The sequence below is a fragment of the Alterotamlana spongicola genome (assembly GCF_035818475.1).
Taxonomy (GTDB): Bacteria; Bacteroidota; Bacteroidia; order Flavobacteriales; family Flavobacteriaceae; genus Cognatitamlana.
Genome location: NZ_JAYMGV010000004.1, coordinates 167,109 through 192,164 on the forward strand (window position 1 = coordinate 167,109; position 25,056 = coordinate 192,164).

Annotated in this window: 14 protein-coding genes; all 14 read left to right on the forward strand. The window is 33.6% G+C overall.

Annotated elements, in window-relative coordinates:
• Positions 1-122: 122 nt before the first annotated feature.
• Positions 123-3,314 (forward strand): SusC/RagA family TonB-linked outer membrane protein, encoded by a 3,192-nt coding sequence (locus VOI54_RS16580; RefSeq protein ID WP_326284263.1) that lies wholly within the window; start codon positions 123-125, stop codon positions 3,312-3,314.
• A gap of 17 nt (positions 3,315-3,331) precedes the next feature.
• Entirely contained in the window at positions 3,332-4,963 is a 1,632-nt protein-coding gene (locus VOI54_RS16585) for a RagB/SusD family nutrient uptake outer membrane protein (RefSeq protein ID WP_326284264.1), read from the forward strand.
• Positions 4,964-5,070: 107 nt separating this feature from the next.
• A complete protein-coding gene (locus tag VOI54_RS16590) occupies positions 5,071-9,204 on the forward strand; it encodes an ATP-binding protein (protein ID WP_326284266.1) in 4,134 nt (1,377 codons plus the stop codon).
• Positions 9,205-9,476: 272 nt separating this feature from the next.
• On the forward strand, positions 9,477-11,261 hold the full coding sequence (locus tag VOI54_RS16595) for a hypothetical protein (RefSeq protein ID WP_326284268.1): 1,785 nt from the start codon (positions 9,477-9,479) through the stop codon (positions 11,259-11,261).
• Entirely contained in the window at positions 11,258-11,482 is a 225-nt protein-coding gene (locus tag VOI54_RS18015; protein WP_503619841.1) for a T9SS type A sorting domain-containing protein, read from the forward strand. The genes VOI54_RS16595 and VOI54_RS18015 overlap by 4 nt, the downstream gene beginning before the upstream one ends.
• Entirely contained in the window at positions 11,479-13,077 is a 1,599-nt protein-coding gene (locus VOI54_RS16600; RefSeq protein WP_326284269.1) for a sulfatase family protein, read from the forward strand. Before VOI54_RS18015 ends, VOI54_RS16600 begins: the two co-directional genes overlap by 4 nt.
• Positions 13,078-13,262: 185 nt before the next feature.
• Positions 13,263-14,810 (forward strand): sulfatase, encoded by a 1,548-nt coding sequence (locus tag VOI54_RS16605; RefSeq protein WP_326284271.1) that lies wholly within the window; start codon positions 13,263-13,265, stop codon positions 14,808-14,810.
• 102 nt (positions 14,811-14,912) lie between these two features.
• Positions 14,913-16,610: a sulfatase family protein gene (locus tag VOI54_RS16610; protein WP_326284272.1), complete on the forward strand. Its 1,698-nt coding sequence runs from the start codon at positions 14,913-14,915 to the stop codon at positions 16,608-16,610.
• A gap of 435 nt (positions 16,611-17,045) precedes the next feature.
• A complete protein-coding gene (locus tag VOI54_RS16615; RefSeq protein ID WP_326284274.1) occupies positions 17,046-19,100 on the forward strand; it encodes a glycoside hydrolase family 97 protein in 2,055 nt (684 codons plus the stop codon).
• Positions 19,101-19,115: 15 nt separating this feature from the next.
• Complete coding sequence (locus tag VOI54_RS16620; RefSeq protein ID WP_326284275.1) at positions 19,116-20,615, forward strand: sulfatase family protein; 1,500 nt, start codon at positions 19,116-19,118, stop codon at positions 20,613-20,615.
• Positions 20,616-20,642: 27 nt separating this feature from the next.
• On the forward strand, positions 20,643-21,011 hold the full coding sequence (locus VOI54_RS16625) for a hypothetical protein (protein ID WP_326284277.1): 369 nt from the start codon (positions 20,643-20,645) through the stop codon (positions 21,009-21,011).
• A 37-nt stretch (positions 21,012-21,048) separates the two neighbouring features.
• Positions 21,049-22,098 carry a T9SS type A sorting domain-containing protein gene (locus tag VOI54_RS16630; protein ID WP_326284278.1) on the forward strand — a complete coding sequence of 350 codons (1,050 nt, stop codon included), beginning with the start codon at positions 21,049-21,051 and terminating at the stop codon, positions 22,096-22,098.
• A gap of 126 nt (positions 22,099-22,224) precedes the next feature.
• Complete coding sequence (locus tag VOI54_RS18035) at positions 22,225-22,338, forward strand: T9SS type A sorting domain-containing protein (RefSeq protein WP_503619840.1); 114 nt, start codon at positions 22,225-22,227, stop codon at positions 22,336-22,338.
• A gap of 58 nt (positions 22,339-22,396) precedes the next feature.
• Positions 22,397-25,051: a sulfatase-like hydrolase/transferase gene (locus VOI54_RS16635; RefSeq protein WP_326284280.1), complete on the forward strand. Its 2,655-nt coding sequence runs from the start codon at positions 22,397-22,399 to the stop codon at positions 25,049-25,051.
• Positions 25,052-25,056 lie beyond the last annotated feature (5 nt).

Genomic DNA, 25,056 nt, shown 5'->3' on the forward strand with positions numbered 1-25,056 from the left:
AGCATGTAAAAGATACAATGTAGCGTGTAGTTAAATGGAATTATGTTGAATTTTGGTTGCAGATTTTGCTATCAATTTTAGCTAAATCATTTAAACAATAAACTAATAAAAAAACTAAACTTATGAATTTTAAACTATGTTATTCACTGGTAGTGTTATTTTTTGTCACGAGCTTTGTTTCAGCGCAAAAAAGTATTACTGGTAAAGTTGCTGGCTTAACTGGAGGAGAGTTGCCCGGAGTAACTATTTTAATAAAAGGGACAAAAAAAGGAACTACGACAGATTTTGATGGAAACTACCAAATTCAAGTTCAAGGAAACAACGATGTGTTAGTTTTTTCATATTTGGGATTTGCAACAAAAGAAGTCGTTGTTGGTAATAAATCAACTATTAATGTGCTACTTGAAGAAGATATAGCCAGCTTGGATGAAGTTGTGGTAGTTGGATATGGAACTTCAAAAAAGTCAGATGTTACAGGAACAATTTCATCTATAAAATCTGAAAAACTTTCTGAGACAAGAGCACCAAGCTTTGTAGAAAGTATTCAGGGAAGAATGTCTGGAGTTCAAGTCGTATCGGGATCGGGAGCACCTGGATCAGAAATTGATATACAAATTAGAGGTGCTGTCTCTATTAATTCAAGTTCAAAACCGTTATATGTAATTGATGGTGTTCAAATTGACCCCAACGAATCTACTGTAGCCAATAGTGCTGTGGTTGGAGACGACTCTAATAGCCCATTGGCATTCATTAATCCTGCTGATATTGAAACGATTGATGTTTTAAAAAGTACATCAGCAACAGCTATCTACGGTAATCGTGGAGCCAATGGTGTTGTAATAGTTACAACTAAAGGCGGAAAAGCTAACGAAAAGGCTAGAATTACATTCAATGCATATACATCAATGGCACAATTTCCAGAATCGCGAAAAATAAAGATGGCTGGTATTGGTAAATATGGAGATTGGTATCGATTTTGGAAAGAGCCCCCTGCACAAGGAAGTGAAAATTATTTTTGGGATTATACGGGATCAGAGCCCATTGCTAAAGATTTAAGTAACGAACCATTTCGTGATTGGCAAAATGAGTTAACTGACCCTTCATTTATACATAACTATAATTTAGGTTTTTCTACTTCAAGTGAAGGTAGTAGTATGTCAGGGTCAATTTCTTATACAGATCAAGATGGAGCTATTAAAAACAGTGATTTTTCCAGATTAACAGCCCGTTTAAAAGGAGAAATAAAGTATAGCGAAAAAGTAAGAATAGGAGGGAATCTAAATTTTTCTAACTCAGAAGCTAATGGTATTTCAGAAGGAGGATCACAAGGTAGATGGGCTGGAGCCATTAAGTCATTGGTTTTATTTAATCCTTTAGACCCGGAGGTTTCAAGAAATTTAGAAGATGAAGATGTTGAAGCCGGGGCAGGATTAAGTAGACCAGCAGAATACATATTAGACTCAGAAAGAATTATCAATAACTCAAGTATTTTAGGAAATGTTTATTTAATAAATGATTTTACTGAAAATTTAAATCTAAAAGTCACATTTGGTGGACGGCTTTCAAATTCAAAATTAAAAGAGTTTTATCCTAGCTCAATTAATCAGGGAGGAGGACTCAATAGAGGTAGTATAAACAATACAAGTATTAACAATTGGTATAATCAAAACCAGTTAACTTATAACAAGAGATTTAATAAAAACCACCGTATAAATGCTACAGTTGTATTTGAAACAAGAAGTTTAAAAAGAGAGACTGTTGATGCAATTAATGCCGATTTTGCTTTTGAAGGATTGGGAGTTGATGATTTAGGAGCTGGAGCACAACCCTCACCACCACAATCTTCTAATATAACCAATACAAATACTGGGTTATTGGGGCGTGTCAATTATTTTTTAAAAAATGGGACCTATATTTTTACAGGAAGTCTTAGAGCAGATGGATCGAGTAAATTCCCTTCAAACAACAGATGGGGTTATTTCCCTTCAGGGTCTTTTGCCTGGAATGTTTCTAGAGAACGTTTTTTAAAGAGTAATTCAACAATTAGTAACTTAAAATTAAGGTTAGGCTATGGTGTAGCAGGGAACGATCCGCTTACGCCATTCCAGTTTTTGCCAAGCTATGGGTCTAACATTTCAGTGTCCAATGAAGAGTTAATCACAACTTATAAACCTGCAATATTGGGAAATTTAGATTTAACCTGGGAAACGACTACCGAAGAGAATATAGGGATAGATTTAGGGTTGTTTAATAATAAGATAGCTTTAACGGCAGACTATTACCAAAGAAGAACAGACGATATGTTACTTCAGGCTGTGGTTCCGGCAACAACAGGTTTCGCGGTTCAATGGCAAAATATAGGGCGTATAGACTCTAAAGGATTAGAATTAGCCTTAAGTACAAATATTATTACAACTAGTGATTTTAAATGGAATGCTAGTATAAATGCAACTTTACAAAAAACTGAAATTAAATCTTTAGGAAACGGGAGTCACATTGACTTAGATTTTCCAGGACCTGGAGATCGTATAAAGGGAAGAATACAAGTAGGAGGTGAAATAGGAGAGTTTTACGGGTTTGAATTTGGAGGAATTTTTCAATATGAACATTTTGAAGAGTTTGACGGGTTAACCACAGAAGAGGCTGCAGAAATTTTTGACAGAAATCAAACCTATACAGTTAAAACAGATGCAGAGGGTAATACTGTTGTGCCCGTATTTGCTTCACAAGGCTATAGGCCTGGTGATATGTATTTTAAAGATCAGGGAACAGATGGGTTAATAGATGAACTTGAAGACAGAACCAGTTTAGGATCAAGTAACCCAGAGGTTTTTGGAGGGTTTTCAAATGGCCTTAAGTATAAAAACTTTGACTTAAATATGAATTTCACTTATTCTATTGGTAATGAGATTTATAATGAAACACGAGTTTGGACAGAAGGAGCAGGAGGACGTTCAAATTTAAATGTTAGTGAAGATTATTTCGATAATGCTTGGAAACCAACAGCGCCTTCTGATGTTTTTCCTAGTTTTGATGGAGTAGGAAAAGATAAAGCATCATCTTATTATGTAGAAGATGGGTCTTATCTAAAATTTCAGTCCTTAACCTTAGGATATTCTTTACCAAATGACATAACCCAAAAATTGAAACTAAATAAATTGCGTATTTATTTTAATGCGAACGATATATATATCTGGACTAAATACACAGGTTTTACTCCAGAGGTTCGTGGCCCAAGACAGTTAATAGGATTAGATCGATTTAATTACCCAAAACCATTAACTATTACTGGTGGGATAGATATCATATTTTAATATAAAAAACAATACACATGAAAAAGTATATTTATATCATAGCTATTACAATCCTATTTATGGGATGTAATGATTTTCTTGAACCAGAAGTAGAAAGTTTAGTAGTGCCAGAAAATGTAGATGACCCGGAATTGCTTGTACGAGGTGCTTTTGAACATTTACGTTCAAGTAACAATAGTTGGAAAATATGGACAAATACACTAACTAATTTAAACAATGATGAAGTTATTAAAAGCTCATTTAGACTCCCTTTATCTGGTAGACTTTGGAACCTAGCAACGTTTGACCATAGAGTTGACAATGCAGATGTTAAAAACGTATGGGTTGATTTATATGGAGGGGTTAATGCATCTAATCATGCCATTTTAGTTTCTAGAAATAATGAAAATATAGCATTAGAAGCAGAGGCCCGTTTTATAAGAGGTTTTTATTATTGGACCCTAACAACCTTATATGGAGGTGTACCAATAGTAAAATCATTTGAAGATGACCCTTTTTTACAACGATCGTCAATTGAGGATGTGTTACATTTTATTGAAGAAGACTGGGAATTTGCAGTTGAAAATGGACCGGATATACCTGTAATGGCTGGTAGAATAACTAAGCTAACGGCTGCAGCCATGTTAGCTAAATTGTATTTGTATATGGGAGGGTGCCAAGAGCATAACATAGACAGTTGGGCAATACCAGTTGGAACAAAACCTGAAAGCGCAAAATTGGTGAGTTTTTCTAATTGGGAAGATCCTCGAACCCCTGCAGAGTATTACACTATGGCAGAAACTTATTTAAGCCAGGTGTACGGACAATATAATTTATTGAATAATTATAGAGATAATTTTAGGAAATCCGGAGAAAAAGATGCCAGAAATAGTGAATGGCTATTTCATATAGAGGCGTCAGCAACAGTAGCAGAGAGTGTTCCAGAAGCTTTTAACATGGCCTTTGGGTTTCATGAAGAAAGTGCATGGCATTTTGTGCCTAGCTACGAAATGTTTGGCTTATATCATGCCAATGACACTAGGATAGGGAATGTTGGAAAACGCGCAAATAACGGTTCTGCTACTGAAATTATTGGGAGTTTTGAGCATGTCTTAGATGTACAACCAAACCTGTTTGGAGGAGGAGCAGCTTATGTATATACAAAATATAGAAGAGATAGAGCCGCAGGATTACACAGTAGGTGGGTAACATCAGGAATGCCATTGCTGAGATATGCCGATGTAATACTTATGTATGCTGAAGCCAAATATTTAAATGGAGATGAATTAGGAGCTAGAGATCTATTAGCAGAAGTAAGAGGAAGAGCATCATCAGTATTTGAGGCAGTAGATTCAGTAGTATTAGGGGAATTAACTACGGAATATTTCAATACAAATTTTATGCAAGAATTGATGGATGAACGTAAACGCGAATTATGTGCAGAAGGGCATAGACGTATAGATTTAATGCGTACTGGAATGATGCCAACTGCTATTAATGCTTTAAATGATACACATCCTACAGGTGCAGAATGGAAAGGTGGAGGTAAAACAGTAAGAGGAATGAAAGAAAATTTTGCTAATCAAGCTTATACAGTATGGTTTCCAATACCTTTAGAGCAAGTTAACCTTGCTGGGTATATACAAAACCCAGGATACCCAAGCGAATAATGATAGTTTTATTTTGATTCAAAACAAAAAGCTCATTGGGTAGTATATAAACTATACCTTTTGAGCTTTTTGCTTTTTTATAGTATTTTTAATTAAAAAGAAGGAGTATGCGCCTATTAACTAAAATAAAATCGAGCCTTATTATTTTATTAGTACTTGTTTTTAATGAAAATCATGCAGTTTCTGATGATTTGCATATTAGAAATATAGGGGTAGATGATGGCCTTTCCTATTATCATGTAACAGATATTATTCAAGATTCCAAAGGCTATGTTTGGGTATCTACATTAAATGGTATTAATCGTTTAGACGGAAATACTATCCTAAATTATTATGAGCAACCAAATAATGAAGGTAGCTTAAAAAATGATCGCGTAATTTCTCTATGTGAAGGGCCTTATGGTAATATCTGGGCAGGAACAGGATTTGGGGGCATCCAGATTTTAGACGTAAAAAAGAACACGTTTATAAACATATTATTAGATGAAAAAAATGTATTGAACAATGTAGTACATTCAATAATTAAACTATCTAATGGTGATATAATTTGTGGAACCAGAGGCGGTGAGTTGTATCGTTTTTCAGCCAAAGCTATTAAAGCCATGTTAGAAGGTGAAAAAATAGAGTTTAAGAAGTTAAATCTATTTTCATCACAAGATGAGTTTAGTATAGACCGTATCATTGATATTTTAGAAGGACCAAATGAAATTTGGCTTATAGATTGGAATAAAAAACTTTTCAGAATAGACTATAGCAATAAAACCACACAAGATTATCATGTAAACATGATAAACAAAAAGGGTATTAATGTTTCCAGTATCGTTAAAAATAATAATGACATTTTTATAGGAACTTCAATGGGAGTTTATCTTTTAGAAGAAAACCAAAAACAAAGATTAAAATTTGATTTATGGAGAAGTATTTCCAATACAAAGAAACTAAATGTTACAGGAATTGCACTAGATAATAAGAATAGTCTTTGGGTATCAGGTTTTAAAAATGAAATTTATAAAATAAAAGACATTTACAATGAAAATTCAGAATCAGAATACTATAGTTTAAATTTAAATACTCCAATAAGGGTGAAAATGATTGATGAATCAAATGTTCTTTGGTTTTCATCACTTAAGTCAGGCGTTTTTAACGCAGAACTTTCTTTTAAAAATTTCAATAAGTACAGGTATTTAAATGATATGTTTGATGAAAATAACAGGGATGTATCAACCTCGTTCCTAGATTCTAATAACTATTTATGGACGGGATTAGGAGAATCAGAACTATTGATCTATGATACAGATAAGAAGCACCTTGTTTATACAAATAACAGAATAGATCCAACATCAGTTTTTGAGGATAGGCTGGGGTTTATTTGGGTTACAACCCGTGAAGGTGTTTTTTGTATAAAAAAGACTAAGGACTATTTAAATCCGATTTCAACAAATAATAAAATTGATTTTTCTATATGGGGAAAGAACGATTTTACCAATAAGTTGTTTAACTCTGTTGAAGAAGATGTTTTTGGAAACGTATGGCTGGCTTCAGACAGAGAACTTCTTTATATTATTAGAAATACCAAAGGTGAGATTAGGGAGGTAAAAGTTATTATGAGGGAAAATGAATCTCAAATATCACCCTGTGATATTCAAACCATTAAAGCCTTTCCCGGAAAATCAGAATTGTGGATATTACAGAGGGGGTGTGGGCTGACTGTAATGAATTATAGTCAATTCTTGGAAACAGTGGTTTTTGAACGATTCAGTGCAGAAAACAAAGATGATAATTACATCTCATCAAATGTTGTTAACAATATCTATTTTAATACGGATGCCATTTGGTTAAGCACAGATAACGGGTTAAATAAACTTGTTTATTCCAATGCCGGTAAAAAATTTGTATTCGATCAGTTTTATAATGTAGATAAAGGATTAGTTAACAGTCTAACCAAGTCATTAGAAAAAGACAATCAGGGAAATATTTGGATTGGAACCAACAAGGGATTGGCTTTTTTTAATATAGAAACAAATGCATTCAGGGTATTTACTACCAAAGACGGCTTATCAAGTAATATTTTTACCAACACTTCATTTAAGAATAAAGAAGGCGCTTTAGTATTTGGAACCGTTAACGGCTATGTTTCTTTTTTACCGGAAGAGGTTGAACTTAATAAGGCATTACCTGTTGCAGGTTTTACGTCACTTTCTGTTTTTAATAAATTAATTGAACCCGGAGAATTAGTAAATGGTAGTGTGATCTTAAAAAAAGCTATTTCGGAAACGGACGAGATAGTGATAAATTATAAGCAAAATGATTTCACAATTGGGTTTTCGGCTTTTCATTATGCCATACCGGAAAAAAACAAGTTTGAATATTTACTTGAAGGTTATCATAACCAATGGGTGTCAACCAATGTCAATATGCCATTTGCGTCATTTGCTAACTTATCAACAGGAAATTATACCTTAAAACTCCGGGCCTCTAATAATGATGGTATATGGATGGATAATGTTAAAGCTTTAAAAATTAAAGTATTACCACCGCCATGGAAAACAGTATGGGCTTTTTTATTATACGCATTAGTATTTGGAGGGGTAATTTATTTTATCATGAAAGCCTGGGGATCCAGGATAAGACTCAGAAATGAAGTGATTTTAGAGCGGTCAAAAAGAGAAAAGGAAAAAGAATTAAATGAAATGAAATTGAGGTATTTTACAGATATCTCACATGAATTTAGAACGCCATTAACACTTATTCACGGTCCTGTATTAGAGCTAATTGAGATTTTTAGAAAAAATAAAGAAGTATATTCTATTTTACTTCCGCTTAATTTGAATATCAATAGAATGTTGCGCTTACTGAATCAGTTACTGGATTTTAGAAAAGCAGAGACTAATAATTTAAAGCTACACTTAACTAAAGGCGATATTATAAGCTTATTGGAAAACATTATCAATTCATATTTTGAAGCAGCAAAAAGCAAATCTGTTAATTTAAAATTAAAGTCAAAGCACAAAGAGTTTATAACCTGGTTTGATGAAGATAAACTGGAAAAGATCATACACAATTTATTATCTAATGCATTAAAATATACAGGTCAGAGTGGAACCATCATTGTTAATTTTACATCAGAAGGAGATAATAAAGTCATAATTTCAGTTAAAGATACAGGCAAAGGAATTTCAGAAAAGAATAAGAAAAAGATTTTTGACAGGTTTTTTCAAGAAGGTATACAGTCAGGAACAGGAATTGGTTTGGCTTTAGTAAAAAAGTTGGTTGAGATACACCAGGGAGAAATTGAAGTGGAGAGTGAAATAGATGAAGGAAGTAACTTTATAATCCGTATTCCTGTTGGCGAAAACCATTTCTTTGATCAGATACAAAACCAGGTAGCTAAAGTAGGTTTAGATAAAGTGCCTGTTTGGATTGGAGGGCAATATGAAGAAGAAATATTTGAGGAATCGGCTGCGCAAAATGAAGATGTACCGTTAATTCTTGTTGTAGAAGATGATGAGGATATCAGAAAATATTTGGAAAGACTTTTAAGTTCAGAGTTTAGAGTTATTATAGCTGAAGATGGCAAGAAAGGAGAAGAAAGTGCTAAAAAGTTTTTACCGGATATGATTATTTCAGACATTTTAATGCCAGAGCAAGACGGTATAGAAATGTGTAGAAATCTTAAATCAGACATAAATACTACATACATTCCAATTATCTTTTTAACTGCTAAATCGTCAGATAAGGATAAAATAGAAGGTTTGAATATTGGAGCAACAGACTATATTTTAAAGCCCTTTGACCCAAAGGAACTTAAGATAAAGGTTGAAAACATTTTAAATGATCTTAAGAAAAATCAGGACAGACTAAAACGCGATTTTATTTTAAACCCTTCTGAGGTAAGTATTGAATCTCCGGAAGAAGTTTTCCTGCAAAGAGCAGTACAAATAGTAGAGGGAAATATGAATGATGGAAATTTCAACCTCTTGTTTTTCTGTAATGAATTAGGGATGAGCAGAATGCAGCTACACAGAAAACTAAAAAAATTCACAGGACAAAGTACTACAGAATTCATTAGGTCCATAAGGCTAAAGCGTGCCGCTCAATTATTGGAAGTTGGGCACTTATCAGCTTTAGAAGTGATGTATGAAGTAGGTATAGAAAGTAGTTCTTATTTCTCTAAAGCCTTTAAAAAACAATACGGAGCAACACCGCATGAATACTCTATAAAAAAAAGGCCATCAACGTAATTAGGTAATTATGTAAATCATGCTTTTAGAACTCATTTTTAATGAAGCGGTATATTTTCTTATCTGGATTTAGGGCAAACCATAATGCCTCAAAGGTGAGTTAAAAAATCATAAATCATAAATAACTTATTTAAAAGCTATATAGAGCTAAAAAATAGTTTTTGAGCACTACTTGGTTACATAACAGCAGTTAGCTTATTCTATTACAGAATATCTTAGCTTAAAAGTTATTATAGCTTACAGATATTCAATTTATGTATAAAAATATAGTGATGAAAAAGTATAAAATATTATTTATAATACTCATTCCGCTTTTAAGTATTCATGCTCAAATAGAAGAAAGAGGGGCGTATAATATGCCCTACTTGCGTTATGAAGCAGATGCAGGAATATATGGAGGAGGCGCTCAATTTAGAGGACCGTCTTACAATCAATCCAAAATAGAATCTGAAGCATCAGAACGAAAGTATATAGCATTGCCTGGTCAAGGGGCTTATGTGCAATGGCGTATACAAGATCAAGTAAATGGAATAACGCTTCGATTTACTATGCCAGATTCGCCAGATGGAACAGGGTTACAAGGTATGTTGGCTTTATATATTAATGATATTTTTATCTCAAATATTTCTTTAAGCTCGTATTACTCCTGGCAATATTTTTATAAAAATGGAGGGACGGATAATGAACCACATAATGACCCCAGTGTAGGAAACCCCAGAATGCGATTTGATGAGATGAATTGGGTTTTACCATCAGTATTAGAGTCAGGAGATATCATTAAATTGCAAAAAAATCTTGATGATGGTATTGAATATGGTATTGATTTTATTGAAGCAGAATTGGTACCTGATAAAATAGAAAAACCAATAGGGTATATTGATGTTACAGAAGCACCTTTTAATGCCATTCCAAATGATAATATTGATGATTTTCGGGCATTTAGTGATGCTATAAGTTATGCTAATGCAAACAATGTAAACATTTATATACCTGAAGGAGAGTTTTACCTTAGTAATCAAATTCAATTAGATCAGGATAATAGATCAATACTAGGTGCAGGAATTTGGTATACAAAGCTTCATTTTACTGAAAAACCAACAAATAATAGATATGGAGGTATCTATTCCAGTGGTTCAAATATGCATATATCAAATTTTTCCATGTCATCAGCGGTTAACTATAGAGGGGCTTATAGAGCATTCGGGCAGCATTGGGGGAAGAATTCAATTATTGAAGATATTTGGATAACACATTTCTCTGTTGGATTTTGGGTTGCAGATTATAAAACTAAGCAGCATAACACTGCAGATGGGTTGATTGTGAGAAACTGCCGTATTAGAAATACATATGCAGATGGGCTTAATTTTGCAAAAGGGTCAAGTAATTGTATTCTGGAACATAGTAACATACGCAACACAGGAGATGATGCTATGGCATCCTGGTCATCTAATGTTGACGCAGTTGGACCCAATACGGGAAATATTTTCCGGTTCAATACTGTAGAAAATACCTGTAGAGCAGCAGGACTTGGAATATTTGGTGGACGGCAACACGTAGCACATCATTGCATTATTAGTGATTCATTTGCCGGGCCAGGTATCAGGGTAAACTCTACTTTTGAAGCACATCCTTTTGCTACAGATTCTGATGTAAACATACATGATATAACGGTTGAACGTTGTGGAACAAGAGATAATATTTGGGGCAATAAATTAGGTGCTCTGGATTTAAACGTTCGCTTTTATGATGTTAATAATATTCGTTTTGATAAGATTGACATCATTGACTCACAGGTAGATGGTGTTCATATTAGTAAAGCAAAAGGCATATACGCACTACATGATGTTTACCTTAAAAATATTAATATAACAGGAACAGCTAAAGATAATGCTGGAGCTGGACACGGCATATTTGTTTCCAATAATAGCGTAGGTTGGATTGAAAACAATACTATTAATATAACTGGTGCTTTTTCGGGAAATATTTTTGAACAATCTTCAACATTCGAAATTAGGGAAGGAACTTTAAGTGAGCCATCCGTTAAAAAAAAAAGATAAACCGTCCACAAGTTTATTTAGATGCAAACGGAGCTCTTTCAATTAAAAATATAAAAACTGCCACAGATGTATGCTTTTTTGACATGCTGGGCAGAAAAACATTTCAAATAAAAATTAAGACACCTTCTTATACAATTAATACTAATGGTTTTGCTTCAGGTGTTTACCTTATAATGTTTGTTTCTAAAGAAGGTGTTTATAATCAAAAGGTGTATTTATGACAATAAAAAATATTAAACCAAACCGATTCTTCTTATTATTAATTCTATGTATAGAATTAGGATGTATTAATTCTTCCAATTCAAAACAGGAAAACAAAAAAGTACAACCAAATATTATTTATATCATGTCTGATGACCATGCACAAAGAGCCATTAGTGCCTATGGTCCAGATTTAAATAAGACACCTAATATTGATCGTATAGCAAAAGAGGGCGCTATTTTTAAAAACAGTTTTGTCAGTAATTCTATTTGTGCACCATCAAGAGCAGTTATGCTTACCGGAAAATTTAGCCATTTAAATGGTCAAACAGATAACCTGAGAAGTTTTGATGGAAGCCAGCAAACATATCCTAAGATACTTCAGGCTAATGGCTATCAAACAGCACTGATAGGTAAATGGCATTTAAAAAGTGATCCTACAGGGTTTGATTTTTGGAGCGTTCACATAGGTCAGGGAGATTACTATAATCCAGATTTTAAAGAAATGGGTAAGACAAAAAGGTATAAAGGATATTCTCCAGATATTGTTAAAGAAAATGGCATTAACTGGTTAGAAAATAGAGACAAAGAAAAACCTTTTGCTATGCTATTACATTTTAAAGCCCCCCATAGAAATTGGATGCCGGCACTTTCAAAATTAGAAATGTACGAGGATAAAGAATTTGATTTGCCGTCTAATTTTTTCGATAATTATGAAAATCGAGGCCGAGCTTCAAAAGAACAAGAGATGTCTATCTATGAAGATATGGAACTTGAGTGGGACCTTAAAATGAATGGCGCAGGAACAGCGTTTGAGAAAGAAAAATTTGAAAGGAAACTCAGTCGGTTTACAACAGAAGAGCGCCAACAATGGGACGCTTTTTATAATAAAATTAATGAAGACTTTAAATCTAAAAATCCACAAGGGAAAGATTTGGCAATATGGAAATACCAACGTTACCTAAGGGATTATTTAAAAGTGGTATCATCTGTAGATGATAATATAGGCGATGTACTTAATTATTTAGATGAACATGGATTAGCCGAAAATACGATTGTAGTGTATACATCAGATCAAGGATTTTACATGGGTGAGCATGGTTGGTTTGACAAACGTTTTATGTATGAAGAATCATTAAGAACACCTCTCTTAATACGTTATCCAGCTAAAATTAAACCAAAAACTGTTGTTAACGGAATGGTACAAAATATAGATTATGCACCTACCTTTTTGGATTATGCAGGCATAGATACGCCTTCAGGTATTCAAGGCGAATCAATACGCCCACTGTTAGAAGGGAAAAAAGATGAAATAAGAGATGCTATTTTTTATCAATATTTTGAATACCCAGGGCCCCATGCCGTTAAAAGGCATTTTGGTATTCGTACATCCAGATATAAACTAATTCATTTCTATTATGATGTTGATGAATGGGAATTCTATGACTTGGAAAAAGACCCCAACGAGATGAAAAATCAATATGCCAACCCTAATTATAAAGCAATAATAAAAGAATTGAAAATTAAACTAAAAGACTTAAGAACCAAGTATAAAGATTCAGATGATAATAATTTTAAAATACAAACTCAGGATTTAAAAAGTAGTAAGGGTTAAGTGATGAAAAGATTAAACCTTAATTTATTTGTAATTATAAATAAGAACAACTTATTCTTTTGGTATTATTTGGAACAATTTCTAAAATATAGGATGTTACTGTAGAGCATAGAGTAGTTACATTATAACAATTAATATTTAATTATTTAATACATTTTTGGATTTTAAAATAAGTAAGATAAGTTATGAAACAATTTCAATCCCTTTTAGTGTTAGTAATTATAGCTATTAATTGTAATGTATTTGCTCAAAATAATAAGCCAAATGTACTGATGTTTGTTGTAGATGATTTTAATGATAGAATAGCCCACTTTGGGGACGATCAAGCTATAACTCCTAATATAGACAAATTAGCTGAATTGGGTGTGTCTTTTACTAATGCTCAAACATCTGCAACATATTGTACACCTTCAAGGGTAGCGTTAATGACGGGAGTAGCACCGTGGAATTCGGGCTGTTATGCTGGGCAAACGCACCATACTGCACTTCCAAATAAAAAAACAATAGGAATGCTCTTTAAAGAAAACAATTATCAGGTTTATGGAGGCGGGAAAGTGTATCACCATATGCCAGGTTTTGTTGATTTAAGAGGTTATGATGAATATTTCCATTGGAATCCCGCACAAAAGAAAAAAGGCTGGGGCTTATTTGCCTGGCGCGATAATAAAGCCGCCCCCAAAGAATTTCCAAAACCACATTCTGATATCGCTAAAGCCGCTTATGCAGGTTTTGATTTGACAACTATAGATAATGAACTGGAAGGTGAAATGGCTGATACTAAATTAGTTGATTGGACGGTAGAAGCCTTAAAGGGGAAAGGGAAAATGGATACTAAAAAACCATTTTTCTTATCTGTAGGATTATATGCACCTCATAAACCAAATTTTGTTCCTCAAAAATATTATGATTTGTACCCTTTAGATAAAATAAAATTGCCAGAATTAAGGGAAGATGATTTTGACGATTTACCAAAGAACGTACAAGAAATCATTAAAAGGAGAATCAACCATACACATAAAGGAGTGGTTAGTGTTAAAGATGGATGGAAAAGAGCTATTCAAGGCTATTATGCCGCTTTATCGTATGCCGATGCACAATTTGGCAGGGTTTTAAAAGCACTCAAAGAAAACAAATTAGATAGAAATACAATCATTGTATTTTGGAGTGATAATGGCTATCATTTAGGAGAGAAAAAAATGTGGGCAAAACACACGCTATGGGAAAGAACAACTAATGTACCGGTATTTTTTGCAGGACCAGGAATTGCTGAAAATAAAGATTATAGAGGCGTTATAAGTTTGTTAGATATATACCCTACATTGGTTGAGGTTTGTGGCTTGAAAGGAGCAACGCCTTTAGATGGAGTAAGTATTGTAAATCAATTGAAAAAACCGAAAAAGATTATTGATCGAGCTGTTATTACAGCACAGAAAGATGGAAAATCTTTTAGCGTGTTTACAAACGAATATCATTATATGAGTCACCAAAATGGAGCAGGAGAAGAGCTTTACAGTATTTCAGATATTCATGAGTTTGATAATTTGGCTATGGATTCTAAGTATGGAGATATAAAGCAATCATTAAAAGCTGCCTTACCAAAATCGCCTGCTAAAATGGCGTTGGATATAAAAGCTTATAGATTAAAATTTGAAGGAGAAAACTTCAAATGGGTTAAAAAAACGACTGATATGAAGTCTAAAAAAGGAAAGAAAGGTAACAAAAAGAAAAAATAATTTTAATGATATGATCGATGTTTTACTTAGAAAACACAAATCGTAAAATAGCATTTTGATATTTACTTTATAAAAAAAACGGAATTCAACAAAATACAGCTTATGAAAAAAATATTTTTATTGATGCCATTTTTATTTTTGACACTACTAGTTCAGGCACAAGAAAAAGTAGAGCAACCCAATGTCCTTATTATTTTAACGGATGATGAAAATACAGATACAGTAGGTGCTTATGGAAGTGATGTATATACGCCTAACATAGATAAAATTGCTAAAAATGGCATAAAATTCACAAATGCACATGTAGTACATACTATATGCAGTCCTTCTCGTTATGCTATTTTAACGGGTAGATACTATGATAATTCATATAGTGACCAATATTTAAGTGATTTTCCAGAAGGAAAGGTAGCCACCGTAGCTAACGCGGTCACTTTAGAAAAGGACGGCTTAAATTTAGTAGGTGTGTTAAAGCAAAATGGTTATACAACAGGGTTTGTGGGTAAAAGTCATGTTTTGGGGCATCACTTGATGAAAAGTAATAAAGGATGGGAAAAAGGAGGCTTACAAACTTATCCGTCTACTGCAGATCCTAAAACAGATGCAGCGACCAATAAAAAAATGAAGGCAAACCATGAGTTTTGGAAAGACCTTGTAAAAGCGCATGGTTTTGATTATGCTAATGGTGTCTATTCTGGAAATACAAGAGAACTCTATAATGAAAAGTCTAATTTTCATAATGTAGAGTGGACCGGCGATGCTGCTGTACAATTTATAGAAGAGCAGGCAAAAGAAACGAAACCTTTCTTTTTATATGTAGGGACTACTTATCCTCATGGCCCAGCTCCAGAACGTGTAGTGAAAGGAAATTATGTGGTATCCTTAGATACAGACCCTGCATATACAGGCGCAGGGTATAATCATGATAAAGATTACAGTAAAGTGATTGCTAATAGACAAGCTCTTAAAAATGATCCAAAGAATAAAGAGTTGTCAAAAAAATCACCAACTGCAACATGGTGGGACGGTACTGTTGGAAACATTATCAATACACTAAAAGCAACAGGACAATATGAAAATACAATTATTGTTTATATGTCAGATCACGGAAAGTTAAACGGTGGGAAATCTAGTTTATATCAAGGAGGAACACATATTCCATTATTAATACAATGGCCGAAAAAAATACAAGGAGACAGAACATTTAACCATGTTATAGGGAGTATAGATATAACACCTACAATTCTTGAAGCTTGTCAGGTACAAAAACCTGATAATATGCGTATAGACGGAAAAAGCTTTTTTTCTGTTTTAAAAGGAGCAGAAGAAGCACATAGAGAGGCTCTTGTGCTTAAAATGGGTTATGCCTATGCTTTAAGAACAGATCATTGGAATTATATAGCAATTAGGTACTCTCCAGAAATAGAAAGGAATATAGCCCAAGGAAAAGATTTTATAGGGTTTAAAAAAGAAAAAATTGCGCAACCTTATTATATATTACATAAGCAGTTGGCACAAAAATCTTTTATGAAAAACAAGCATTATTTAGAGCGAAATCAGTTATTTAATACAGAGCTTGAAAACCCGGAGGAAATTAATCTTTTTTTAAAAGCCCCTAAAAAGGCCTTAGAAATGAAAGCTCTGTTAACTAAACACTTAAAAGAAGTGAATACAAGGCCTTTTGGAGAGTTTTTTGGAGATAATCCTGACATTTTTGCTCCAGCTTCAAATGCTATTATGTATCCGGAAAAGGAAAGCACTCAAAATAATATTAAGTTAAAAAAGAAGCTTAAAGGTTAAAAAGGGCAAGAGGACTATCTGATAACATGAAATAGAAACTACAAATCCCTAATAATAAGGAAGAGACAATAACTTAAAACCTTATTGATGAATTCATGGGAAAAGACAAAGCAGTACTTTTAAATGTAGAATAAATAATAAACTATTCAATAAAAAAATAGAGTTTGATTACTAGCAACGCTATTTCTATAGCGTAGATGTTTGTCAAGGGTTTAATTATAATAATTGAACCCTTTTTTATTACCTCATATAGATAATGAAAAATACCAAGTAAGGCAGAATTTTATAAGCATCTTATTATTTAAAGGCCTTTAACAGGTCATTTTTTCTACCGGTTACTAGGTGTTACGATGTAGCGGTATTTTGTTACTCTATAGCATTATAGAAGCTTATTAATTTTTGAATTTTGGATTGTATAAAAACTTTACAAACACTATGAGATACTTATGTATGCTAACGATTATGATTTTATTAAATAGTTGTAATCTAAATTCTGCAAATAATGAACCTTTAATAGTTTCATCACCGGATAAAAGAATTCAAGTTGAATTTTTAATAAATGAAGATGGAACTCCGGAATACAAAATATTTAAAGATGGAAAAGCACTGTTAGACAAATCTAAATTAGGATTTAATTTAAAAAACAATTTTGATTTGTTAACCAATTTTGAAATTGTTAAAAACGAAACATCGGTACTAGATGAAGTATGGTCTCCGGTAGTTGGTCAATTCAGGAGTATTAGAAATAATTATAATGAATTGACCGTTTTTTTGAAAGAAAAAAAAGGTGTAGAAAAAAGACTTGAATTAAGTTTCCGTGTTTATAATGACGGTTTGGGGTTTCGTTATAATATTCCCAAGCAACCTAATATATCAAAAATTGAAATTGTATCAGAAGAAACACAATTTAATTTAGCTCAAGATTTTAAATCATGGTGGATTCCAGGAGATTTTGATAGCTATGAGAAAATTTATAATGAAACTAGAGCAAGTGAAATTACTACAGCAAATACACCCGTAACTTTCAAAGCTAATAGTGGTACTTACTTAAGTATTCATGAAGCCAATTTAACTGATTATTCAGATATGACCCTACTGAATAAAGCAGGAACTACATTATTAGAAAGCAATTTAGTGCCTTGGCCTGACGGTATTAAGGTAAAAGGTGAAACACCATTGAAAACACCTTGGAGAACAATTCAAATTGCAGAGCAAGCAGGTGAGTTAATAGAATCTAATTTGATTTTAAATCTTAACGATCCTAACAAAATAGAAGATACTTCATGGATAAAGCCTATGAAATATACAGGGATTTGGTGGACTGTACATTTAGGGTTTGAAACTTTTGAAGAAGGCCCACATCATGCAGCAACAACTGAAAAAGCATTCAAAATGATTGATGCAGCCAGTAGATTAGGGATTAAAGGATTACTCGTTGAAGGTTGGAATAAAGGTTGGGACAAACGTAATAAAAGTACGGAAATTCCAGATTTTTTAAATGCAACTGATGATTATGACCTAAAGGCTATAGTGGAGTATGCAAAATCAAAAAATATAGAACTTATTATTCATCATGAAACCTTTGGGAATATTCCTCATTATGAAAAGTATATGGAAGATGCCTTTAAAATGATAAAGGACTTGGGATTAAGTTCCGTAAAAGGAGGGTATGCAGGACAAAACATAAAGTCTGTAAATCAACATAAACATGGCCAATATATGGTAAGGCACTATAGAAAACAATTAGAGTTAGCTGCTAAATATGGTATTATGTTAGATATACATGAACCTGTTAAACAAACAGGATTGAGAAGAACTTACCCTAATTTAATGACTGTAGAAGGTGTTAGGGGAATGGAATTTGAAGCATGGACTTCAGGAAATCCTCCGTCACATACAGTAACTATCCCATTTACAAGAATGCTGGCAGGCCCCGTAGATTACAATGCAGGTATTTTTGATATAAAATTTAACAGTATAGATGATAAGCCGTTTAATTGGAGGAAACCAAAAAGTAATTATCCAAGAAATCCGGGCCCTTCTGTAAAAACAACTTTAGCTAAGCAATTGGCTTTGCATGTGGTATTGTTTAGTCCAATGCAAATGGCGCCAGATTTACCAGAAAACTATGAAAACCACCCTGCGTTTAAATTCATTCAAGATGTAGGTTTAGATTGGGATGATACCAGGGTGTTAAATGGAGACATAGGAAAGTATATTACGGTAGCCAGAAAAGAAAAAGATACACCTAATTGGTTTATTGGCGCGATGACTAATGAAGGTGCCCGAAACTTAAATATTGATCTTTCATTTTTAGATAAAAATAAAAAATATAAGGCAACCATTTACAAAGACGGGGAAGATGCTCATTGGGATAACAATCCTACTTCTTATACTATTGATGAGATGGAGGTAACAAGCAATACTAACTTAACTCTTGTTTTAGCTGCAGGGGGAGGACAAGCCATTAGTATAACTCCAATAAATTAAATGAGAATGAATCAAATGAGCAAAAACACTTTCACAGTAATAGGATTTTTGGGGCTTATGCTTTTGGTAACAATTTTCTTTTGTTATCAAGGAGATATCAAGAAAAATGTTTCTGAATCTAAAGAAGAAAGGCCAAACATTGTTATCCTAATAGCAGATGATATTTCACGAGATGACTTTGGGTGTTATGGGCATCCGGTGATAAAAACCCCAAATATTGATAAATTATCAGAAAACGGAATAAGGTTTACAAATGCTGTATTAACAACAAGTTCATGTAGCCCTAGTCGGGTAAGTATTATAACAGGGCGTTACCCTCATAACACCGGTGCTGGTGAATTACATGCGCCACTTCCGGAACACCAGATTGTTTTTCCTCAAAAATTAAAGGATGCAGGTTATTATACAGCACAATCAGGAAAATGGCATTTTGGAGACGCTCCAGTTGTGCCATCTGGAATAGCCTTTAAAGCTTTTGATAGGTCGGGAGGAAGTGCCTTAGATAAAGGTGGGCCTAGTGGTTCCGAAAGATGGGTGGAAGTTTTAAAAGAACGCCCAAAAGATAAGCCTTTCTTTATGTGGTTTGCTGCACATGATGCTCATAGAAAGTGGGATGATAAAACAGAAATTAATTATGACGCTAGTGAAGTTATAGTACCTCCATATATGGTTGATGACCTGGAAACAAGAACTGATTTAGCATCGTATTACCAAGAAGTATCTCGTTTTGACCAGAATGTGGGGAAAGTTGTTGAAGCGCTTAAATCTGAAGGCGTGCTGGAAAATACACTAATAATAGTGATGGCTGATAACGGAAGACCCTTTCCAAGAGATAAAACAAGATTGTATGACAGTGGTATACTTACGCCATTTATAGTGCATTATCCTAATAAAATTAAAAAAGGAGGAGAGGTAAGTCATAGTTTATTAAGTATTATAGATATTGCACCAACGGTAATAGAATTGGCTGGGGTAGAATCCTCAAAAACCTTTCAGGGAAAAAGTTTTGAAAAACTTTTAAGTAATCCTAAACAGCCTTTTAGAGAATATGCCTTTGCAGAACATAACTGGCATGATTATGCAGCTTTTGAGCGTATGATTAGAACCGAAAAATATACCTATATAGAAAACGGCCTGCCACAAAATTCTAATATTGGAGCCATAGATGTATTAAGCGGGGGAGCAGGGCAAACTTTATTAAAAGGCATCAAACAAGGAAACCTGAATGAACTCCAGGGAAAGATATTTCAAGTTCCTCAGCCCAAAGCAGAACTGTATGACCATAAAAAAGACCCTGACCAGTTTAATAGTGTTTTAGGGGAAGCGGCATATGCAGGCATCGAAAAAGCATTAAAAAATAAACTTGATGACTGGAGAAAGAAAACAAAAGATATACAACCGGAAGTATTAACTCCTGATTGGTATGACCGTGAAACCATGGAAGAGCTGCCAACCAAAGGAGTTAGAGGAATCATACCAGGAAGCAATTTTAAATCAAAGAGAGTAATTAATTAATTAATAACATTAAAAAACGATAGAACTATGAGACGCATTAAATTATTAGTGGCCATTTTCACATTATTTGCTACCATTCAAGGTCAGGCACAACAATCAAAAAATATAGCAGAGAGGGCTAAGGAAAGTGTTGAAAGAATAAACAATCTGATTAAAGCAGAAGATCCGACTTTAAAGCTATCAGACAAACAAATGAAAGAAGCTTTAGAAGTTCAGGAAGCATGGTATAGAAAAATTAAAGAGGCTAAGAAAACAGAAACAGATAAGGTTAAACTAAAAGAAAAAATACAAACTATCGTAAAGGAACATAATAGAAAAATAAAACATGAAATTTTAACTAAAGAACAACGATTAGCTTTTGTAGCAGGCAAAGAAAAGGTAGGAGTAAAGAAATAATTAAAATAAACCTGATATAAAGATTAAAATAATAATTATGAGAAAAAAAATACTTAAAGTTTTAACTGTTGTAGCAATAGTTTTTTGTACAACATTTAGTTTCGCTCAAATTGGTAATGTTGAGTCGTTGAGTCCTGCAAATGGAGCAGTAAATGTATCAGCAGATACAGATCTTGTTATAGTAGTAGAAGGAGATTATGCCAGTTCAGGTACAGGTGGAGTTGCCTTTTTTTTAGATAATAGCCAAATATTCTTTATAGGAGCTAATGGTAATGCAAATGGAACAGTAAATTTTGTTTATGATGGTTCAGAAAATACAACCGTTACTATAAACCTTACAAACAATTTACCTACAGGTAATATTTCAGTAAATGTACAAAATGCAATCTTTGGAGGAACTAATGGCGGAGATATTCCTGATACTGGATCCTTAGTTGCTAAGGCAAATTGGGCATTTACAACAGTACCGTTAACAGGAGACGTTATTTCATTATTTCCAGAAAACGGAGCTACAAATGTTGATTTAACGGGGAATCCTGATTTAGTAATGGTTATTAAAGGGGAAATAGGCAAGGGGAATGATAATAATGGAGATGTTTTTATTAGACCTGTAGCAAATAGTAATATGCCTCAAACACGTATAGATGCCGATGGCATAGACCCTCATGGTACTGTAACTTTTTCATACAATGCGGGTGCAGATGAAACAACAGTAACGATAGCCCCAATAACATTAGACTTTGGAGCAGCAGCTACGGGAGATATTGCTATTAGAATTTTGGGAAGTAATAATGGACTTCAGGGAACAGGAAGTGATGCAGGCTTTTCTTTTGGAGGAGATGTGATTTCTTTTGGAGATTGGACATTTTCTTATGATCCATTAACACTTTCCACAACTGTAGTGTCAAAACTTCAAGCAAGAGTTTATGGAGAAAATGGAACTATTACAGTATTGGGAGCTAATTTAGAGGCCGTTTATAATATTACAGGACAACAAGTTTCAAACCAAGGATTAGCTTCTGGGATTTATATTGTAAAAGTATCAAAAAACGATCAAGTTGCTACAGTAAAAGTAGCGGTGAAATAGTTCCGACTTCTCATATATGAAAAGTAATAAGGACTGTTAAAAAAAAGATAAATCCTTTTTTTGCATTATCCATCCAAACTCTATTAAAGATAGCTTTACCATAGATGCACCAAAAGATGTCTTAAAATGGAAGTATTTACCATTTTGGAACAACGTGTGTTATCTAATGAAAATGAAAAAATACTTGATATATCTACATTGTCAAATGGAGCTTATATTATAAAAATATATCAAAAATGAGGGGATTATTTCTACAAAAAATATTGAAGAATAATAACCAATCGAATAAATATTACCAATGATGTTTCTATTTAGATTGAACTATATTAAATTAATAAAGTACATATGTGTTGTTATAGCACTAACATATACAAAAGACTTATTCTCTCAGGATAAGCCTAATGTGCTGATGCTGGTAGTAGATGATATGAACAATATGATTGGTGATTTTGGTTATACCAAAGCATTGACTCCAAATTTGGATAAGTTAGGAGACAGAGGTGTACGGTTAGTCAATACACATGTTGCTGCAACTTACTGTGCACCTTCAAGAACTTCAATAATGACAGGGATAGCACCTTGGGTTTCCGGCGCATATGAGGATGAACCACACATGTTTAATAATCCGGATCATAAAGCAATGCCTGCCTTATTTAAAAAGAATGGCTACAATGTTTATGGCGGAGGAAAAGTATATCATCATACAGCAGGCTATTGGGATTTACGAGGTTTTGATGAAGTATTTCATTGGAATAATCAACTCAAATCTCAAGGCTGGCCATTGGATGCTTGGAATTCTAGTAATCTGGCAACACCATCTGGCATCCCAATATCAGATGTTTCAGTAGCGCTTAATTGGGAGAATTTTGACATGACCCCACTGGATAATGCCTTGGAAGATGATATGGCAGATACTCAGGTTGCAACCTGGGCAGTGAATAAGCTCAATGCCATGGGGGGACAAGTTTTAGAAGATCCTTTTTTTATGGCTGTTGGTTTGTATGCACCGCATAAACCTAACTATGTACCACAAAAGTACTTTGATATGTACCCGTTAGCTTCACTTCCTTTTCCAGATTTTTTGGCAACGGGAGCAACCTTAACAGAAAAAGTGGCTAATGATCATGCCGATATACCTGCAAGTGTTATAGCGGCATATAGCACTAGGATAAATAGAGCTGCTCCTGTTATTGCAGACGAGACTTTATTTAAAGAAATGTTACAAGGTTACTACGCAGCGGTATCTTATGCCGATGCACAACTAGGGCGAGTTTTAGATGCATTAGATGCTAGTGGGCAAGTAGATAACACCATTGTTGTTTTTTGGTCAGATAATGGCTATCACCTTGGAGAGAAAGGAATTCTTGCAAAGCACTCTTTATGGAATAGAACAACAAATATTCCGTGTATTGTAGCTGGACCAGGTTTTGCTGAAGGCGTTAATTATGATGGTGTTATAAGTACTTTAGATATTTACCCAACATTAGCAGCTCAATGTGATTTGCTAGGCGCGTCGGTTGCTAATTTAGATGGACAGGATATATCAAATCAACTTGCAACTCCAGGTACTATTGATACCAATAGGCGTGTTTTAACGGTAGAGACCGATGGCGTAAGTTTTAGTGTGTCCAGTAATCAATATAAATATGTAAATCATCAACCATCAGGAGATGAAGAATTGTACGATGGGGTAAATGATTTAAATGAATGGGTGAACTTAGCGTCAAACCCAACGTATACGACTATTAAAAATGAATTGGCTTCACATATACCATCTAGCCCTGCAACTGGTGCGACAGCTAAGAGCGACTTGAATCTTGTTATTTCTGGAGAAGATTTTGAGTGGGAACTTACGGAGACTAGTCCTCTGGTTCCTGGAAATAATATGCTTATAACAAGCCCTAATAATAATTTAAGTATAAATTCATCTTTTGATACAGAAGCAACGAATGATACTGATGATGTTTCTTGGAATTTTATAAAAGTTGGTACCGAAGATATTATAGAATTTGGAGGAACAGCAACAATTACTGTTGACGTATATAATATACAAAATAAAAACACAGGAACCTACCTAAATACGTCTTCGGGAAGTGCTTTAGAACACCTAAGTCCTTTACAAAATACGGATAATTTTAAATTTCATTTAGAACCCGCAACAAAAGTCAATGAATTCTATTTAAGAAGCCTAGCTTCGGGGCTTACATTAAGATTAGAAAACAAGGCAACTACAACTAAATTTCAATTTCAGGATGCTTCTAAAGTGGGAAACAAATGGAGGTGGATATTGTCTCAGTTAAATGCTGTTGATACTTTTGAAACCCCAATACAAAATCAAGCTAATCAATTTTATGTATCTCCAAATAATCATGGAGAAGCCTTTGTAAATGGTAATGAAAATATAGATATCTATTATTGGATTTTCACAGAAGTTGAAGAAAATATTTATACCATAGAAAATAAAGCATCCCATCAATTTCTGTCAGATAAAGTAGGTGAAATAGTAACTGCTAATAAACTAACCATTGAAGATCGTTTTAAATGGGAAGTAATTGCCACAGGAGAGACCGATCAATTTTATTTAAAAAATATAGAAACTGGTCTGTATGCTTATAGAAATAGTACAAATGCTAATCAATTAAATTTAGCAACTTTTGTTGATAATGATGATTTTAAATGGAATTTTACATCGGCTACATTAAGTATTAAAGCCCCTAAGACAGAAAACAAAATTTCCATATACCCGAACCCAAGTACAGCCATTATTAATATTACCAGTGAAATTATATTGGACACTTATTCAATATATTCAATTCAAGGAAAGGTCTTTAAAGAAGGAGCTCTTAATAAATCAAAGAGCAGTATTGATATTTCTGCTTTAAGCAATGGTATTTATTTTATCAAGCTGAATGCGGCCTCGGGTAGTTTTATTAAAAGAATAATTAAGAATTAGAAAAA

Bases quoted from the DNA above. Each gene is read 5' to 3' on its own strand.
- VOI54_RS18035 (WP_503619840.1), top strand. From the start codon at position 22,225: ATGGAAGTATTTACCATTTTGGAACAACGTGTGTTATCTAATGAAAAT.
- VOI54_RS16590 (WP_326284266.1), top strand. From the start codon at position 5,071: ATGCGCCTATTAACTAAAATAAAATCGAGCCTTATTATTTTATTAGTA.
- VOI54_RS16615 (WP_326284274.1), top strand. From the start codon at position 17,046: ATGAGATACTTATGTATGCTAACGATTATGATTTTATTAAATAGTTGT.
- VOI54_RS16630 (WP_326284278.1), top strand. From the start codon at position 21,049: ATGAGAAAAAAAATACTTAAAGTTTTAACTGTTGTAGCAATAGTTTTT.
- VOI54_RS16605 (WP_326284271.1), top strand. From the start codon at position 13,263: ATGAAACAATTTCAATCCCTTTTAGTGTTAGTAATTATAGCTATTAAT.
- VOI54_RS16600 (WP_326284269.1), top strand. From the start codon at position 11,479: ATGACAATAAAAAATATTAAACCAAACCGATTCTTCTTATTATTAATT.
- VOI54_RS16620 (WP_326284275.1), top strand. From the start codon at position 19,116: ATGAGCAAAAACACTTTCACAGTAATAGGATTTTTGGGGCTTATGCTT.
- VOI54_RS16585 (WP_326284264.1), top strand. From the start codon at position 3,332: ATGAAAAAGTATATTTATATCATAGCTATTACAATCCTATTTATGGGA.
- VOI54_RS16595 (WP_326284268.1), top strand. From the start codon at position 9,477: ATGAAAAAGTATAAAATATTATTTATAATACTCATTCCGCTTTTAAGT.
- VOI54_RS16610 (WP_326284272.1), top strand. From the start codon at position 14,913: ATGAAAAAAATATTTTTATTGATGCCATTTTTATTTTTGACACTACTA.
- VOI54_RS16625 (WP_326284277.1), top strand. From the start codon at position 20,643: ATGAGACGCATTAAATTATTAGTGGCCATTTTCACATTATTTGCTACC.
- VOI54_RS16580 (WP_326284263.1), top strand. From the start codon at position 123: ATGAATTTTAAACTATGTTATTCACTGGTAGTGTTATTTTTTGTCACG.
- VOI54_RS16635 (WP_326284280.1), top strand. From the start codon at position 22,397: ATGATGTTTCTATTTAGATTGAACTATATTAAATTAATAAAGTACATA.